The 16,380-nt window shown below is 72.2% G+C and carries 12 protein-coding genes; 3 read left to right on the top strand and 9 right to left on the bottom strand.

The genetic code is table 11. The features are described from left to right. Positions 1-77 precede the first annotated feature (77 nt). Complete coding sequence (locus ABZ714_RS31705; RefSeq protein WP_358828809.1) at positions 78-2,471, bottom strand: ATP/GTP-binding protein; 2,394 nt, start codon at positions 2,469-2,471, stop codon at positions 78-80. 430 nt (positions 2,472-2,901) lie between these two features. On the opposite strand from ABZ714_RS31705, the gene gabT reads away from it, so the two are divergent. Together gabT and ABZ714_RS31715 are read left to right on the top strand one after the other, a co-directional pair. After that, a complete protein-coding gene (gene gabT / locus ABZ714_RS31710) occupies positions 2,902-4,236 on the top strand; it encodes a 4-aminobutyrate--2-oxoglutarate transaminase (RefSeq protein ID WP_358828810.1) in 1,335 nt (444 codons plus the stop codon). A 499-nt stretch (positions 4,237-4,735) separates the two neighbouring features. Next, positions 4,736-5,323 carry a phosphatase PAP2 family protein gene (locus tag ABZ714_RS31715; RefSeq protein WP_358828811.1) on the top strand — a complete coding sequence of 196 codons (588 nt, stop codon included), beginning with the start codon at positions 4,736-4,738 and terminating at the stop codon, positions 5,321-5,323. Here the strand turns inward: ABZ714_RS31715 and ABZ714_RS31720 are convergent. The 8 genes from ABZ714_RS31720 to ABZ714_RS31755 all read right to left on the bottom strand — a co-directional run bounded on the left by ABZ714_RS31720 (position 5,274) and on the right by ABZ714_RS31755 (position 15,399). After that, positions 5,274-7,115 (bottom strand): glycoside hydrolase family 18 protein, encoded by a 1,842-nt coding sequence (locus ABZ714_RS31720; protein WP_358828812.1) that lies wholly within the window; start codon positions 7,113-7,115, stop codon positions 5,274-5,276. The genes ABZ714_RS31715 and ABZ714_RS31720 overlap by 50 nt on opposite strands. Before the next feature lie 112 nt (positions 7,116-7,227). After that, positions 7,228-7,743 carry a hypothetical protein gene (locus ABZ714_RS31725; protein WP_358828813.1) on the bottom strand — a complete coding sequence of 172 codons (516 nt, stop codon included), beginning with the start codon at positions 7,741-7,743 and terminating at the stop codon, positions 7,228-7,230. A 205-nt stretch (positions 7,744-7,948) separates the two neighbouring features. Continuing rightward, positions 7,949-9,385, bottom strand: a complete 1,437-nt coding sequence (locus tag ABZ714_RS31730) for an FAD-binding oxidoreductase (RefSeq protein ID WP_358828814.1) — start codon at positions 9,383-9,385, stop codon at positions 7,949-7,951. Between the two features lie 73 nt (positions 9,386-9,458). Continuing rightward, the gene (locus ABZ714_RS31735; protein WP_358828820.1) at positions 9,459-10,259 is read right to left on the bottom strand and encodes an ABC transporter permease; all 801 of its coding nucleotides are present in this window, start codon (positions 10,257-10,259) and stop codon (positions 9,459-9,461) included. A gap of 5 nt (positions 10,260-10,264) precedes the next feature. Next, the gene (locus ABZ714_RS31740; RefSeq protein WP_358828815.1) at positions 10,265-11,212 is read right to left on the bottom strand and encodes an ABC transporter permease; all 948 of its coding nucleotides are present in this window, start codon (positions 11,210-11,212) and stop codon (positions 10,265-10,267) included. After that, complete coding sequence (locus tag ABZ714_RS31745) at positions 11,209-12,465, bottom strand: ABC transporter ATP-binding protein (RefSeq protein ID WP_358828816.1); 1,257 nt, start codon at positions 12,463-12,465, stop codon at positions 11,209-11,211. The genes ABZ714_RS31740 and ABZ714_RS31745 overlap by 4 nt, the downstream gene beginning before the upstream one ends. Before the next feature lie 136 nt (positions 12,466-12,601). Next, positions 12,602-13,849: a spermidine/putrescine ABC transporter substrate-binding protein gene (locus tag ABZ714_RS31750; protein ID WP_358828817.1), complete on the bottom strand. Its 1,248-nt coding sequence runs from the start codon at positions 13,847-13,849 to the stop codon at positions 12,602-12,604. A 44-nt stretch (positions 13,850-13,893) separates the two neighbouring features. Then, positions 13,894-15,399 carry a gamma-aminobutyraldehyde dehydrogenase gene (locus ABZ714_RS31755; RefSeq protein ID WP_358828818.1) on the bottom strand — a complete coding sequence of 502 codons (1,506 nt, stop codon included), beginning with the start codon at positions 15,397-15,399 and terminating at the stop codon, positions 13,894-13,896. Between the two features lie 277 nt (positions 15,400-15,676). Here ABZ714_RS31755 and ABZ714_RS31760 point away from each other — a divergent pair, with 277 nt between their 5' ends. Further along, positions 15,677-16,222, top strand: coding sequence for an NADAR family protein (locus ABZ714_RS31760; RefSeq protein WP_358828819.1), 546 nt, complete (start codon positions 15,677-15,679; stop codon positions 16,220-16,222). The last annotated feature ends 158 nt before the right edge of the window (positions 16,223-16,380 follow it).

Consider the following 16,380-nt stretch of genomic DNA (forward strand, 5'->3'; position numbering starts at 1 on the left):
CCATCCCGTAGCACTCGGGGCGCCCCGATGGCCCGGGCGCCCCGGTGAACCGCGCGGCCGCCCCTCCGGGGCCCGGCTCAGGTCCGCAGATCCACCAGCAGCGGCGGCGCGTGGTCGCCGCCGACGGTCGTCAGGGAGAGCACGGCATGGCCCGCCGGGACCTTGTGGGCCAGATCGGAGGCGGACCAGCGGGCCCGCTCCACCTCGCGGACGGTGATCGCCTCGGCGGTCGCCGCCCGCCCGGTGACCAGGCGCCGCATCATGTGGAGCGCCTTGGTCAGCGGCTCGTCGGAGATGATCTGGCGGTTGGTGACGTCCCGGGTCTGCACCCATTCGGTGCCCCACGCCTCGGCGAACCGGTTGCCGTCCCACGGCGCGAGACCGGAGAACGCCATCCGGCACCCCACCGCGCCGAGCAGCGGCCCGCGCAGCGGCTCGGGGACGTCCTCCAGGGTGCGCAGCGCCAGGACGACCCCGGCGTTGGCGGAGCGCAGCCGCTGTACGGCGCGTACCGAGTCGGCGGTGACGGTGTACGTGGCGTCGTCGAGGACGAGCGCGGCGAAGAGCGACCGGTCGGACCGGGCCGACGCGGCCTCCGCGAACTGGGCGAACAGCAGCCGCGCCACGATCCGGGACGCTTCGGCGTGGCCGCGTTCCGGCAGGTCGATCCGGACCCGCAGCGGGTGTTCGACGGCCCGCAGGGAGAACTGGCGGCCGGTGCCGTCGGTACGGAAGGAGTCGGCGAAGGCGGGCCGGTCGAGGAAGGCGACCCGCTCGGCGAGCAGGACCCCGATGTCGTCGGCGCGCTCCGACTGGCGTTCGCGGGCGGCCAGCTCGCGCAGCTGGGCCGCCGCGGCTGGGCCGCCGCGGGCCTCCAGCGCCGTCCGCAACGCCACGAGGGCGCCGGTGGGGCCGCCCAGCAGCTCACGGAGTTCCGGAACGGCGGGGAACCGGTCGTGGACGCTCCGGAACGGCCCGATGAGCTGGGCCAACGCGGTCGCGGCCCGTCGGCTGTCGCCGCCGGGCAGGGTCGCGGCGAGATCCCCGACGAGGGCTTCGGCGAGGGTCCGGGCCGCCTCGTCGGGGTCGTCGGCGCCGCCGTACAGATCGAGGTCGTGGGTCGACTCGGGCCGCCCGACGCCGATGACCAGGTCGAAGGCGTCGTCGGGGGCGATTCCGGAGCCGTACGCGGTCACGGCGACGACGGCCGCCCGGTTGGCGAGGGCGTGCAGGCAGAGCGACTCGACGACGGGCCGGACCAGCCGGACGCTCTTGCCCGAGCCGGACGGGCCGACGGCGAGCAGCGACGTGCCGAGGAGCCCGGGGTCGAGGGCGACGCCGGTGGTGCGGCGCGAATACGGATTGCGGGGCGTGTCGACGGCCGTACCGATCCGCACCTGGCCGGTGGCCAGATCGTGCAGGGCGCTGCGGACGGGCAGGTCGCGGACTCCGGACGGATGGGCGCAGGCGGCCGGTCCGTGGGCGCGGACGGTCTCGGTGAACGCGGCGAGCCGGTCGGGCCGGGCGCTCACACCCTGCCAGGCGCGCCGGATCCGGGCGTAGTCCACGTCCCCGAGCGTGCCGCCGTCCACCGCCCGGGTCAGATCCTCGGCGGCGTCCCCGAGCCCGGCGGCCCGCAGCTCGGGCCAGGTGGCGGGGTCGTGCCGGGGTTCGGCGGACGAGGGCTGCGGCGGGGTGCCCGCCAGCTTGCGCCGGACGGCGGGCCAGGTGCCGATCCGGCCGACGACGGCGACGAGCGTCACCACGAGCAGGACGTAGTACAGGGTGGAGACCCAGGCGAGCCAGCTGATTCTGGGCATCTCGCGCCAGACGCTCGGGACGACGAAGAAGAGCGGCCACAGCGGCACTCCGTACCGCTGCCAGACCTCCGTCCAGTTGCCGACCCGGCCCATACCGACGGCGACCCCGGCGATCACCAGACCGTAGTAGAGATAGGTGATCCCTACATACAACTCGAATCGGGCGTGGCCCGGGGCGGTCCACGCGTCCGGCACGAGCCACTCCATCGGCAGCTCCCACCAGTCGCTGATGAAGATCCACCACCCCTCCAGGAACCCGTTCCACAGCAGGGACCAGAGCAGCCAGCCCACCAGGAACGCGATCAGCGCCCCGCTGAGGAGCTGGCGGCCCGGGACCAGGTCGGGCTCCTCGTCGGGGCGGGGGACGTGGCCCGGGCGCCAGATGCCGGGCTCGGCGGCCGGGCGGGGGGTGCGGAGCCAGTCGGCGACCGCCGGGCGGGTCACCGGGGCGTGGCCCGGTACGGCGGGCACCGCGGGGGTCGGCGGGCCCGAGGGGCGCGGGACGGCGGGCCACCCCGGGTCCTGGGCGGCCGGTCCCTGCCCCGGTGGGCGGGCGGGCATCGGCGGTGGCGCCGGTACGGCCCCCGGGTATCCGCCGTGCGCGTCGTACGGGCCCGCGGAATCCTTCTCCGCCCGAGCATCCCTATCCATCTGAACCGCTGCCCCCTGACCAGCCAGGCCCGCCTCTGTGCACGGCCAATCTAGTGCCCCGGGGCGGGGAGTTCACCGTTACGCCCCACCCCGCGGCACCCCGGTCCCGCCCCGACCGCGCCCCCGGGCCCACCGCGCCGGGCACACCGGCCTCGCCTCCGCCGGGACCGCCCTATGTCCGGCGCGGACAAGGACCCCGGACCCACTACTACCGAACGGCGTATGCCCGCCCCCCTGCACCGCGCCTAACCTGCGAAGGAGGGGAGAAGTGCGGTGGACGGCCAAGGACGGCCCCGGCCGCCCGTCCCGGGTGCCGTACGGCTCACCCCGAAGCCCCGGCGGCATCCGGAGGCGCCGGAAGCACCGGAACCCCCACAGTCCACAGAAGCCACCCGAAGCCCAGCAGCCTCGAACACCCCAGGAGCCCCTCATGACAGCGATTCCGCAGGAGCGCCGCATCGTCACCGCCATCCCCGGCCCGAAGTCGGTCGAGCTCCAGGCCCGCCGGACCGCCGCCGTCGCGGCGGGCGTGGGCTCGGTGCTGCCGGTGTTCACGGCCCGCGCGGGCGGCGGCATCATCGAGGACGTGGACGGGAACCGGCTGATCGACTTCGGCTCCGGTATCGCCGTCACCAGCGTCGGCGCCAGCGCCGAGGCGGTCGTCCGCCGGGCGTCGGCGCAGCTCGCCGACTTCACCCACACCTGTTTCATGGTGACGCCGTACGAGGGGTACGTCGAGGTCGCCGAGGCGCTGGCCGAGCTGACCCCGGGTGACCACGCCAAGAAGTCGGCGCTCTTCAACTCCGGCGCCGAGGCCGTCGAGAACGCCGTGAAGATCGCCCGGGCGTACACCAAGCGGCAGGCCGTCGTGGTCTTCGACCACGGCTACCACGGCCGGACCAATCTGACGATGGCGCTGACGTCGAAGAACATGCCGTACAAGCAGGGCTTCGGCCCGTTCGCGCCCGAGGTCTACCGGGTGCCGGTGGCGTACGGCTACCGCTGGCCGACCGGGGCCGAGAACGCGGGTGCCGAGGCGTCGGCGCAGGCCATCGACCAGATCAGCAAGCAGATCGGGGCCGAGAACGTGGCCGCGATCATCATCGAGCCGGTCCTCGGCGAGGGCGGCTTCATCGAGCCCGCGAAGGGCTTCCTCCCGGCGATCGCCGCATTCGCCCGGGAGAACGGCATCGTCTTCGTCGCGGACGAGATCCAGTCCGGTTTCTGCCGGACCGGCCAGTGGTTCGCCTGTGAGGACGAGGGTGTCGTCCCGGACCTGATCACCACCGCCAAGGGCATCGCGGGCGGGCTGCCGCTCGCCGCCGTCACGGGCCGCGCCGAGATCATGGACGCCGCGCACGCGGGCGGCCTCGGCGGCACCTACGGCGGCAACCCGGTCGCCTGCGCGGGCGCGCTCGGCTCGATCGAGACGATGAAGGAGCTGGACCTCAACGCCCGGGCCCGCCGGATCGAGGAGATCATGAAGGCCCGGCTGTCGGCGATGGCCGGCAAGTACGAGGTCATCGGTGACATCCGGGGCCGTGGCGCCATGATCGCGATCGAGCTGGTGAAGGACCGGGACACCAAGGAGCCGGACGCCGCGTCGGCCGGTGCGCTGGCCAAGGCGTGCCACGCCGAGGGGCTGCTGGTCCTGACCTGCGGCACCTACGGCAACGTACTCCGCTTCCTGCCGCCACTGGTGATCGGCGAGGACCTGCTGAACGAGGGCCTGGACATCCTGGAGCAGGCGTTCGGCACGCTCTGACCGGCTGGCCTACGCGGCACCGGCGGCCCGGAGACACACCGCCGCCGGGCCGCCGCGCCCGCCCCGGAAGCCCCCGAGCGAAGGCCCTGCCGAGCCCGTCCCGGCGGGGCTTTTCCGCGACCGGCACCGGCTCTTTCCGACGACCGGCGCCGGGGCCTTCCCCAACCGACAGGGCCTGTGAAGAAGCTGTGGCGGGATGGCGATCCGGCTGTCCGCCGCCGGGCCCCCTGCCGTACGGTTTCCGCAGATGAGAGAAACAACCAGCCCGCGGTTCGCCGCGGGTGATGCCGGGTCGGCGCATCCCCAGCACCGTCCCGGACGTGCCTTGGCGCACAGCGCCGGAGCCTTCGGCTCCGGGACTCCTCACCGATCGGACGGCCGCTCGCCCCAAACCCCCCGGGGCGCGCGGCGGCTCGGTCTCACCGGCTGTTTCGGGACTACCCCCCCTGTCCCGAAACAGCCGGTTCTCGCGTTCTCGCTGCTGTTGCTCTTCGCCGTGGTGACCTGGCAGATCGCCGTCGACGGCCCCTTGCGCGCCCTCGACGAACGCTGGTCGCGGGCCGTCACCGGCCACGGCCCCGAGCCGTTCACCGAACTCCTCGCCGATCTCGGCAATGTGCCGGTGGCGCTGCCGGTGCTGATCGCCGCGGCCGGGTACGCCGGGTGGCGCGGCGGCGGTACGGCCGTACGGTACGCGGCCCCGCGCGCCGTCCTCGCGATCGCCGCCGTACCGGCCCTGGTGGTTCCCCTGAAGGCGCTGCTGGACCGGCCGGGGCCGCTGACCGGCGCGACCGGCTACTACCCGTCCGGGCACGCCGCCACCGCCGTGGTGGCGTTCGGCGCGGCGGCCGTACTGCTCCGCCCGGCGCTTCCGGACCGGGCCCGGGGATGGGCGATGCCCGCCGCCGGGGTGCTGACCCTGGCGACGGGCATCGGCCTCGTACTCCGCGGCTATCACTGGCCGCTGGACGTCATCGGCAGCTGGTGCCTCTTCGGCGCGCTGCTCCCGCTGGTCTTCCGCCGGCCGCCGCCGGAGGTCAGCTCCAGCGGTAGGCGTCGAAGTTCCGGGAGAACTCGAACTGGTTGAAGCGGTCCCAGTTGATCGACCAGGACATCAGTCCGCGGAGTGCGGGCCAGGTGCCGTGGGTCTGGTACGAACCGCAGTTGACCCGCTTGGTGAGGCAGTCGAGCGCCTTGTTGACCTCGGCGGGCGGGGTGTGGCCGTTGCCCGCCTGGGTGGACGCGGGCATTCCGATGGCGACCTGTTCGGGGCGGAGCGGCGGGAACATCCGGGCCGTGTTCCCGGCCACCGGGAAGCCGGTGAGCAGCATGTCCGTCAGGGCGATGTGGAAGTCGGCGCCGCCCATGGTGTGGTACTGGTTGTCGAGGCCCATGATCGGGCCGGAGTTGTAGTGCTGGACGTGGAGCAGGGTCAGGTCGTCCCGCAGGGCGTGGATGACCGGGAGGTACGAACCGGCGCGCGGGTCCTGTCCGCCCCAGGGCCCGGAGCCGTAGAACTGGTAGCCGAGCTGGACGAAGAAGGTCTCCGGGGCCATGGTGAGCACGAACTTGGCGCCGTACTTGGCCTTCAGCGTCTTGACCGCCGAGATCAGATTGACGATCACGGGTGTGGTCGGGCTGCGGAAGTCGGTGTCCCCGGTGTTCAGCGAGAGGGAGTGGCCCTCGAAGTCGATGTCGAGCCCGTCCAGGCCGTACTCGTCGATGATCCGGGAGACCGAGCTGACGAAGGCGTCCCGGGCGCCGGTGGAGGCGAGCTGGACCTGTCCGTTCTGGCCGCCGATGGAGATCAGCACCTTCTTGCCCGCGGCCTGCTTCGCCTTGATCGCGGTCTTGAAATCGGCCGCGGACTCGACGTTGGGGCACTGGGCCACCGGGCAGAGGGAGAACCGGATGTCGCCGGAGGTGACGGAGGTCGGTTCGCCGAAGGCGAGGTTGATCACGTCCCAGGAGTCCGGGACGTCGGCCATCCGGGTGTAGCCGGAGCCGTTGGCGAAGCTGGTGTGGAGATAGCCGACGAGGGCGTGCGGCGGGAGTCCGCCGTCGCCGCCCCCGCCGCTGGTGGTGGTCACCCGTACGGCGCTGGAACGGGGTGACTCACCGGCGCTGTTGACGGCGGTGACCTCGAAGTCGTAGGTGGTGGAGGGGGTCAGTCCGGTGACTTGGGCGGACGCGGAGGCGCTGGAGGCGACCCGGTCGTTGCCCCGGTAGACGTGGTAGCCGGTGGCCCCGGAGACCGGGTTCCAGGCGAGCGGGACGGTGGTGGAGCCGGGCGATCCGGCGGTCACCCCGGTGGGGGCGGTGGGGACGACGATCGGGCCGCCGCCGGGCCCGAAGAGGGAGATGTCGTCGGCGTGGTAGGCCGGGGTGCCGTACCAGCCGTGGGTGTAGATGGTGACGGAGCCGGTGGTGGGGCCGGTACGGAAGGTGGTGGCGAGCTTCTGCCAGCTCGCCGCCGAGGGGGTCCAGGTGGAGACGTCGGTGGTGCCGGTGCCGGTGACGCCGAGGTAGACATAGCCGCCCTGCACCCAGCCGCTGAGGCTGTAGGTGGAGTTCGGCTGGACGTTGACGGTCTGGGCGCAGCGGGCGTTGTCGGAGCCCGCCGGGGTGGCCTTGAGCGCGCCGGTCCCGGTTCTGACGGGGGTGGTGACGGCGGTTCCGGTGTTGGCGGAGCAGGTCCAGCCGCCGAGCCCGGCCTCGAAGCCGCCGTTGACGGCGAGTTCGGTGTCGGCGGCGCTGGCGGGGGTCGCGGTGGCGACGAGTCCGGTGACGGTGAGGGCTCCGGCCGCGACGGCGGCCAGGAGTCTGCCGAGTCGGCTCCGGACGGTGCGGCGGTTCCCGGCGGTTCTGACGCGTACCACAACTGCCTCCAGGAAGTGGGGGGTTGGAAGCGGGGCGGGGGAGGCACAATTTGGTCCAGACCAATAGCCTTGTCAAGGCTTCCGGCACGCCCTCCCCCGCCCGCGCCCGTTCTCAACGCCGCCCTCCGGGGTCCGGCGGGCCCGGTACGCGGCCGGGCCGGGGCCCCGGCGGGCCGTCGCCGCCGCGGCCCGTGACCGCCGCCTCGTGCAGCGCCAGTTCCAGCAGCGCCGGGTCGGTGAGCGCCCCGGAGCCGTCCGGCGGTACCAGCCAGCGGATTCCGCCCGCGGTGGCCCGGCCGGGGTACGGAACGACGATCCAGGAGCCGCGTCCGGCGGCCCTGACACCGGTCCCGACCCAGCGGGAGGCGGTCCCGGCGGGGACGAAGAACCCGGTCCGGTAGGCGCCGAGATCGAGGAGGACCGGCCCCGGACGGTCCGTCAGCCGGTCGAGTACGTCGAGGGCGGGGCGGCCCAGCTCGCCGGGAACGATCAGGACGTCCCAGCGGCGGCCCGCCGGGAGCAGCGCGACACCCAGCGGGTGGCGCTCCCATTCCCACCGGCAGCCGTCGGGGTCCGGGGCGGCCGTCACCAGCCACTCCACCGCTGTCCTGCCGCGTGTACCGGTCATATCGCCACCGTCTCTCTCGTGTCGGGTACTGCCTTCACGAGGGAGAGGGGCCGGGGCCCGGGTGATGACGCGACTTCTGGCTACCAATGAGTAGTGAACTGCGTCACGCACGCCCCCGGCGACGGCCGGGCGCCGGGAGCGGCCCGGTCGGGTGGGCGGAAGCGGACGCGGTCCGGGCAGCGGAAGCGGTCCGGGCGCCGGCTCGTCAGCTGTCGAAGCCGAGCCCCAGCCGGTCCATGGTCCGCAGCCAGAGATTGCGCCGTCCCGCGTCGGCGTCCGCGCGGGCCAGCGACCATTTGGTGAGCCCGATCCCGGCCCAGGCGACCGGCTCCGGCGGAAACGGCAGCGGCTTGGTCCTGACCATCTCCAGCTCCGTCCGCTCGGTCGGCCGTCCGGCCAGCAGATCGAGCATCACCTCCGCCCCGAAGCGGCTCGCGCCGACCCCGAGGCCGGTGTATCCGGCGGCGTAGGCCACCCGGCCGCCGTGAGCGGTGCCGAAGAAGGCGGAGAACCGCGAGCAGGTGTCGATCGCCCCGCCCCAGGCGTGGCTGAAGCGGACCCCTTCGAGCTGGGGGAAGTACTGGAAGAAGTGCCGGGCGAGTTTGAGGTACGTCTCGGGCCGGTGGTCCAGTTCGGCGCTGATCCGGCCGCCGAACGGGTAGATCGCGTCATAGCCGCCCCACAGCACCCGCCGGTCGGCGGTCAGCCGGAAGTAGTGGAACTGGTTGGCCGTGTCGCCGAGGCCCTGCCGGCCGCGCCAGCCGATCGCGTCGAGCTGGGAGTCGGTCAGCGGCTCGGTCGTCAGGGCGTAGTCGTAGACCGGTACGGTGTACGGCCGCACCCGCTTGACCAGCGACGGGAAGACATTGGTCCCGAGCGCGACCCGGTCGGCGAGGATCCGGCCGTAGGGCGTGCGGACGGCCATATGCGTTCCGGCGCGGGCGGTGGCGAGTTCGAGGCCGCGGGTGTTCTCGTAGATCCGTACGCCCCGCTCCAGACAGGCCCGCTTCAGCCCCCACACCAGCTTGGCGGGGTGCAGCATGGCGGTGCCGTGCCGGTCGAGCAGCCCGCCGAGGAAGAGCGGCGAGTCGACCTCGGCCCGGGTGGCGGCCGCGTCCAGCAGTTCCAGGCCCTCGATCCCGTACCGCCGGGCCTCCTCGTACGCCGCCGCCAGCTCCGCCACCTGGTACGGCTCGGTCGCCACGTCGAGGGCGCCGGTGCGCTCGAAGTCGCAGTCGATGCCGTACCGTCCGACGCTCTCCTCGATGGCGTCGAGATTGGCCGCCCCCAGCTCCTCCAGCCGCCGGATCTCCCCGGGCCAGCGGGCGATTCCGTTGCCGAGGCCGTGGGTGAGGGAGGCGGCGCAGAATCCGCCGTTGCGGCCGGAGGCGGCCCAGCCGGTCTCGTTCCCCTCGATCAGTACGACGTCGAGGCCGGGATCGCGCTCCTTGGCGATCAGGGCGGTCCACAGCCCGCTGTAGCCGCCGCCGACGACCAGCAGGTCACAGCGTTCGTCACCGGTGAGCGCGGCCTCGGCGGCCGGCCGGTCCGGGTCGTCCAGCCAGAACGGCACGGGCCTGACACCGGCCAGGGAGGCCGACGCCAGGGCGTCGGCACCACGGTCGGACGGTGTCGCTGTCATGGCGCCTGGGGCCATGTCTGCGGCGTCTTTCACGGGTTCCACTCCTCGGCTGGGGGTGCGATGGGGTTCCGGGTCATCCGGTCTTCCGCCGGCGGTCCGCGACCAGCCGGCCGACGACGACGATCAGTACGGCGAGCACGAACATCGCCGTCCCGATGACATTGATCTGTACGGGTGTGCCCCGCTGGGCGGAGCCCCAGACGAACATCGGGAAGGTGACGCTGTTGCCGGAGGTGAAGTTGGTGATGATGAAGTCGTCGAAGGAGAGCGCGAAGGCGAGCAGGGCGCCCGCCGCGATCCCGGGGGCCGCGATCGGCAGCGTCACCCGGAGGAAGGTCTGGAGGGGCCCGGCGTAGAGGTCCCGCGCGGCCTCCTCAAGACGGGGGTCCATCGACAGCACCCGGGCCTTGACGGCGACCACCACGAAGCTGAGGCAGAACATGGTGTGGGCGATCAGTACGGTCACCGGGCCGAGTTCGGCGCCCAGGTTGAGGAAGAGGGTCAGCAGGGACGCGGCCATCACGACCTCGGGCATCGCCATCGGCAGGAAGATCAGCGAGTTGACCGCGCCCCGGGCCCGGAACCGGTAGCGGACCAGGGCGAAGGCGATCATCGTGCCGAGGACGGTGGCCGCGAGGGTGGCGAAGAAGGCGATCCGCAGCGACAGCCCGAGGGAGCCGCAGAGGTCGGCGACCCCGCACGGGTCCCGCCAGGCGTCGGTGGAGAACTCCCGCCAGGAGTAGTTGAACTTCCCGGCGGGCTTGTTGAAGGAGAACACCATCACGACGACGTTGGGCAGGATCAGATAGCCGAGGGTGGCGAGCCCCGCGAGCACCACCAGATTGCGGCGGAGCCAGCCGCCCGCCTTCGTCACAGGGGTCACAGCAGATCCTCCGTTCCGGCCCGTCTGATGTAGACCGAGACCATGATCAGCACAATGGCCATGAGCAGGAACGACAACGCGGCGGCGGTCGGGTAGTCGAGCACCCTCAGGAACTGCGACTGGATGACATTGCCCACCATCTTGGTGTCGGTGGAGCCGAGGAGTTCGGCGTTGATGTAGTCGCCGCTGGCGGGGATGAAGGTCAGCAGGGTGCCGGAGACCACGCCGGGCAGCGACAGCGGGAACGTGACCTTCCGGAAGGTGGTGGCCGGGGTGGCGTAGAGATCACCGGCGGCCTCGTGCAGCCGGTGGTCGATCCGCTCCAGGGACGTATAGAGCGGCAGGATCATGAAGGGCAGGAAGTTGTACGTCAGACCGGTGACGACGGCGAGCGGAGTGGCGAGCACCCGGGAGCCGTCGGTCATCCCCAGCCAGTCGGTGACGGCCAGGAAGCCGACGGTGTCGAGGACGTCCACGACCGGTCCGCCGTCGGCCAGGATCGTCTTCCACGCCAGGGTCCGGATCAGGAAGCTGGTGAAGAACGGCGCGATGACCAGGACGAGCAGCAGATGGCGCCAGCGTCCGGCCCGGAAGGCGATCAGATACGCCAGCGGATAGCCGAGCAGCAGACAGAGCAGGGTCGCGGTGCCCGCGTAGAGCACCGAGCGGACGAAGTGCGGCCAGTACTCGGCGAAGGCGTCGGCATAGGTGGCGAAGTGCCAGGTGACCCGGTAGCCCTCTTCGAGGGAGCCGGTCTGGACGGAGGTCGACGCCTGGTAGACCAGCGGCAGGGCGAAGAAGACCAGCAGCCAGAGGATGCCGGGGAGCAGCAGCCAGTACGGCACCAGTCGGCGGCGTACGGAGCGCCGGTGCGGCACGGGAGCGGGGCCGGGGCCGTCCGGCGGGGCCCCGGCCTTCGTGGCGGGGGCGGTGGCGGCGCTCATCCGGCGGCCTCCGCCGCGCCCGCCTTCTCGCCCTCGGCCGGGTCTCCGGCTTCAGGGGTCTCCGGCGCTTCCGGGGCCGGGCGCGGGGCGCCGACCGTGCCCGCCGGGGCCCCGGTGTCGGGGGTGCCCTCGTCGGCGGGCCGGTCGGTGTCGAGGGCGAAGGTGTGGTCGGGGTTCCAGTGCAGGACGACCTCGGCCCCGGGCGTCAGCCTGCTGTCGCGTTCGAGGTTCTGGACGTAGACGTCGAGGGTGCCGCCCGCCGGGCTGTCGATGACGTACTGGGTGGAGACGCCGATGAACCCGGCCGCCCCGATCGTTCCGCTGAAACGATTCCGCGTGCCGTCGATCCCGGCCGCGTCATCGGCGTGGGCCAGGGCTATCTTCTCCGGCCGTACCCCGACCAGCAGCTTGCGTCCGGCGACCGGGGTGGCGGCACAGCGCTCGGCGGGCAGCCGCAGCACGGTCCCCCCGACGGCGGCCGTGACCACTCCCCCGGTCACCGAGACGGTCTCGGCCTCGATCAGATTGGAGCTGCCGAGGAAGTTGGCGACGAACGGGGTGTGCGGGGTCTCGTACAGCTCGGCGGGGGCGCCCAGTTGCTCGACCCGGCCGCCGTTCATCACCGCGACCGTGTCGGCCATCGTCATGGCCTCCTCCTGGTCGTGGGTGACATGGACGAAGGTGATGCCGACCTCGGTCTGGATCCGCTTGAGTTCCAGCTGCATCCGGCGGCGGAGTTTGAGGTCGAGCGCGCCCAGCGGTTCGTCGAGGAGCAGTACCCGGGGGTGGTTGATCAGCGCGCGGGCCACCGCGACCCGCTGCTGCTGGCCGCCGGAGAGCTGATGCGGCTTGCGGTCCTTGAAGTCGCCGAGCTGGACCAGGTCGAGCATCTCGCCGACCTGCTTCCGTACGGAGCGGATTCCCCGGCGGCGCAGCCCGAAGGCGATGTTCTCGAAGATCGTCAGATGCGGGAAGAGGGCATAGCTCTGGAAGACCGTGTTGACGGGCCGTTTGTGCGGCGGCAGCTGGGTGACGTCCCGGTCGCCGAGGTGGACGGTGCCGGTACTGGGCTCCTCCAGTCCGGCGATCATCCGCAGGGTGGTGGTCTTGCCGCAGCCGGAGGCGCCGAGCAGGGCGAAGAACGAGCCGTGCGGGACGGTGAGGTCGAGCGGGTGGACGGCGGTGAAGGAGCCGTAGGTCTTGCTGATCCCGGTGAGGCGGACGTCGCCGCCGGTGGTGTCGGTCTCTGTCATGGGTGGCGGTCCCAGGGTCGTCGGAGGGGGCGGGAGCACGGGCCCCGTGGCCGGGGCGGGCGAGCCGGAGGCGGCGAAAGCGCACCGGACCGGTCCGGAACGAGCGGACCCGGGACGGACCCGGGGCCGGACGCCGTCAGGCGCCGATGAGCTTGGCGAACTTCTCCTCGTACGCCTTCTCCTCCGCGTCGCTCAGGGAGCGGAAGGCATGGGACTTCGCGGCCATGGCACGGTCGGGAACGATCAGGGTGTTCCGGGCCAGCGCCGGATCGATCTTCCCTAGTTCGGAACTGACGCCCTCGACCGGGCAGACGTAGTTGATGTACGCGGCGAGCCGGGCGGCGACCGGGCGCTCGTAGTAGTAGTCGATCAGCCGGGTGGCGTTGGCCCGGTGCCGGGCCCCGGCGGGAACCAGCAGATTGTCGGTCGAGGTGATGTATCCGGCGGCGGGGATGGCGTACCGGATGTCGGGGTTGTCGGCCTGGAGCTGGATGACGTCCCCGGCCCAGGCGACACAGGCGGCGATATCGCCCTTGGAGAGGTCGGCGGTGTAGTCGTTCCCGTGGAAGCGGCGGATCTGCTTCCGGTCGACGCCCTTCTGGAGCCGTCCGATCGCCTCTCCGTAGTCGGCGTCGGTGAACTTCCCGGGGTTCTTGCCGAGGTCGAGCAGGGTCATCCCGACGGTGTCGCGCATCTCGGTGAGGAAGCCGACCCGGCCCTTGAGGGCGGGGTCGTCCAGGAGCTGGCTCACCGAGTCGACCTTCTTCCCGCCGGTCGCCCTGATGTTGTAGGCGATGACGGCGGAGATCCCGGTCCAGGGGTACGAGTGGGCCCGGCCCGGGTCCCAGTCGGGGCGGCGGAACTGGGGGGAGAGATTGGCGTAGGCGTTCGGCAGCAGGGCCGGGTCGAGTCTCTGTACCCAGCCGAGGCGGATCATCCGGGCCGCCAGCCAGTCGGTGAGGTTGATCAGATCGCGGCCGGTCCCCTGCCCGGCGGCGAGCTGCGGCCGGATCTTGCCGAAGAACTCGACGTTGTCGTTGATGTCCTCGGTGTACTTGACCGATATCCCGGTCCGCCGGGTGAAGGCGGCGAGGGTCGGCCGGGTCTTCTTGTCGTCGCCGATGTCCATGTACTCGGTCCAGTTGGAGAAGATCACCGTCTTCTCCTTCGCCGAGCGGTCGTCGGTGTCCTCGGCCCCGCCGTCCCGTTTGGCGGGCGGGATACCGCAGGCGGTGAGGGCGGCGGCGCCCCCGGCGGCAAGGGCCCCGGCGCCCAGGGCCCGCAGGGTGGAGCGCCGGGTCAGGGCTCCCCGGCCGCTCGTCAGGGTGCGTCGGATCGCCGCCAGCTGGGCGGCGGAGGGGCCCTCGGGCTCGTGATGGTCCATGCGCTCTGCCCTTTCGCAGTGGGTCGGCCGCGGCCGGCGGCCGGCTATCTGTCCCCGAAGACCGTGCGGTGCCAGTCCTTGCGGGCCACCGCCGTGTTGTCGAACATGACGTGCTTGACCTGCGTGTACTCCTCGAAGGAGTACATCGACATGTCCTTGCCGTAGCCGGAGGCCCGATATCCGCCGTGCGGCATCTCGCTGATGATCGGAATGTGGTCGTTGATCCAGACACAGCCCGCCGCGATCTCCCGGGTGGCCCGGTTCGCCCGGTAGACGTCCCGGGTCCAGGCGGAGGCGGCGAGTCCGTAGGGGGTGTCGTTGGCGAGGGCGATGCCCTCGTCGTCGGTGTCGAAGGGCAGGATCACCAGCACCGGTCCGAAGATCTCCGCCTGGACGATCTCGCTCCGCTGCGCGGCGTCGGCGATCAGCGTCGGCAGATAGTAGGCGCCCTGCTCGCAGGGGGCCCGGCCGCCGGTGACGACCGTGGCATGGGACCGGGCCCGCTCCACGAATCCGGCGACCCGGTCGCGGTGGGCCTCCGACACCAGCGGGCCGAGATCGGTGGCGGGGTCGAAGGGGTCGCCGAGCCGGACGCCCGCCATGGTGTCGGCGATGCCCTCCAGGATCCGCCGGTACAGGGGCCGCTGCACATAGACCCGGGTGGCCGCCGTGCAGTCCTGGCCCGAGTTGATCAGGGCCCCGGCGACGGCGCCCTGGATCGCGGCCTCCGGGTCGGCGTCGTCGAAGACCACGAAGGGCGCCTTGCCGCCGAGTTCGAGATGGAGGCGTTTGACGGAGTCGGTGGCGAGGGCCGCGACCCGTTTGCCGACGGCGGTGGAGCCGGTGAAGGACACCATGGCTACGTCGGGATGGCCGACCAGGTGCTCCCCGGCGGCCCGGCCGGTCCCGGAGACCACATTGACGACCCCGGGCGGCAGCCCCGCCTCGGTCGCGGCCCGGGCGAACATCACGGAGGTCAGCGGGGTGATCTCGGCGGGCTTGAGGACAACCGTGTTACCGGCGGCGATCGCCGGGAGGATCTTCCATCCGGCCATCTGGAGGGGGTAGTTCCAGGGGGCGATCGAGCCGATCACCCCGATCGGTTCCCGGCGGACGTACGAGGTGTGGTCCCCGCTGTACTCCCCGGCCGACCGGCCCTGGAGCTGCCGGGCCGCACCGGCGAAGAAGGCGGCGTTGTCGACGGTGCCGGGGACGTCGAACTCGTTGCAGAGTTTGATCGGCTTGCCGCACTGGAGGGATTCGACCCGGGCGAAGTCACCGGCCCGTTCGGCGAGGACGGCGGCCAGCCGGTGCAGCGCGTCGGAGCGCTCGGCGGGAGTGGCCCCGGCCCAGCCGGGCAGTGCGGCCCGGGCGGCGGCGACGGCCGCGTCGACGTCGGCGGGCCCGGCGGTCGCGTACCGGTGGACGGTGTCGCCGCTGGCCGGGTCGACGATCGCCTGGACCGTCCCCGAACCGCCCGGCCGGATCTCTCCGCCGATGTACTGCGCGCCGTCCGCGAAGCGGTCCAGCACCTGGAATCGGTTCCCCATGACGCTCTCCGTAGTCCCGGGCGGAAATGCCGTCGGGTGGATATCGCCGGTGGCACGGGCATGCAATTGCACGCCGACGGTCCGGTGTCGCCCACCCCGTCACCGCTCGAATGTGGAACAAGCGGGAAGTGAGTGCCGATCCTGACAGAGCCCTCCGCCCCCAACAAGGGATTCCGTAGTTGCCTTTTGATTACGCGACGGATTCGGTCGACCATGTGTCGTGTCCCCCCGGAAATACCGCTACGAAGTGTCAGTGGCGGCTGCCACACTGGCGTGTATGGACAGGGATCAACTGATCGCCCAGGTCAGACAGGGTGAGCGCCGGAAATTCATCTTCTTCTGGGGGAACACGCCACGCCCCGACGGCCGGATCGCGGCGAGCTGTCTCAGCCAGTGGTGGCCATCACCCTTCGTGGTCGACGGGGTGCGTTACGCGACGGCGGAGCACTGGATGATGGCGTCGAAGGCCCGGCTCTTCGGGGACGCGGCGGCCGAGCGGATGGCCCTGGACGCCGGGCATCCGGCCGAGGCGAAGCGCGCGGGCGGACTGGTGCGCGGCTTCGACGAGACGGTGTGGCGGCGGGAGCGGTCGGGGATCGTCCGGACCGGCAACGCGCACAAGTTCGGGCAGGATCCGGAGCTGGGCGCCTATCTGCTGGGGACCGGCGACCGGGTGCTGGTGGAGGCCAGTCCCAAGGACCGGATCTGGGGTATCGGGCTCACGGCCGACGACGAGCGCGCGGCGGACCCGGAGCGCTGGCGGGGCCTGAATCTCCTCGGTTTCGCGTTGATGGAGGCCCGGGAGGAGCTGCGGACCCGATAACAACCGGGGCCGCCCGGTGGCGGCGGGGGGTGTACGGGTCCGGAGGCGTAGAGGCACGGGGTGTACCGGCGGGGGAAACGACGCGGCGGCCCGGCCGGGGGGCGGGCGGGGCGGCCCAGGCCCCCCGGGGTCGAAGGGGGCCGGGGGGGGTGGGGAGG

The sequence above is a fragment of the Streptomyces sp. NPDC006798 genome, assembly GCF_040635975.1.
In the GTDB taxonomy this organism is placed as follows: domain Bacteria; phylum Actinomycetota; class Actinomycetes; order Streptomycetales; family Streptomycetaceae; genus Streptomyces.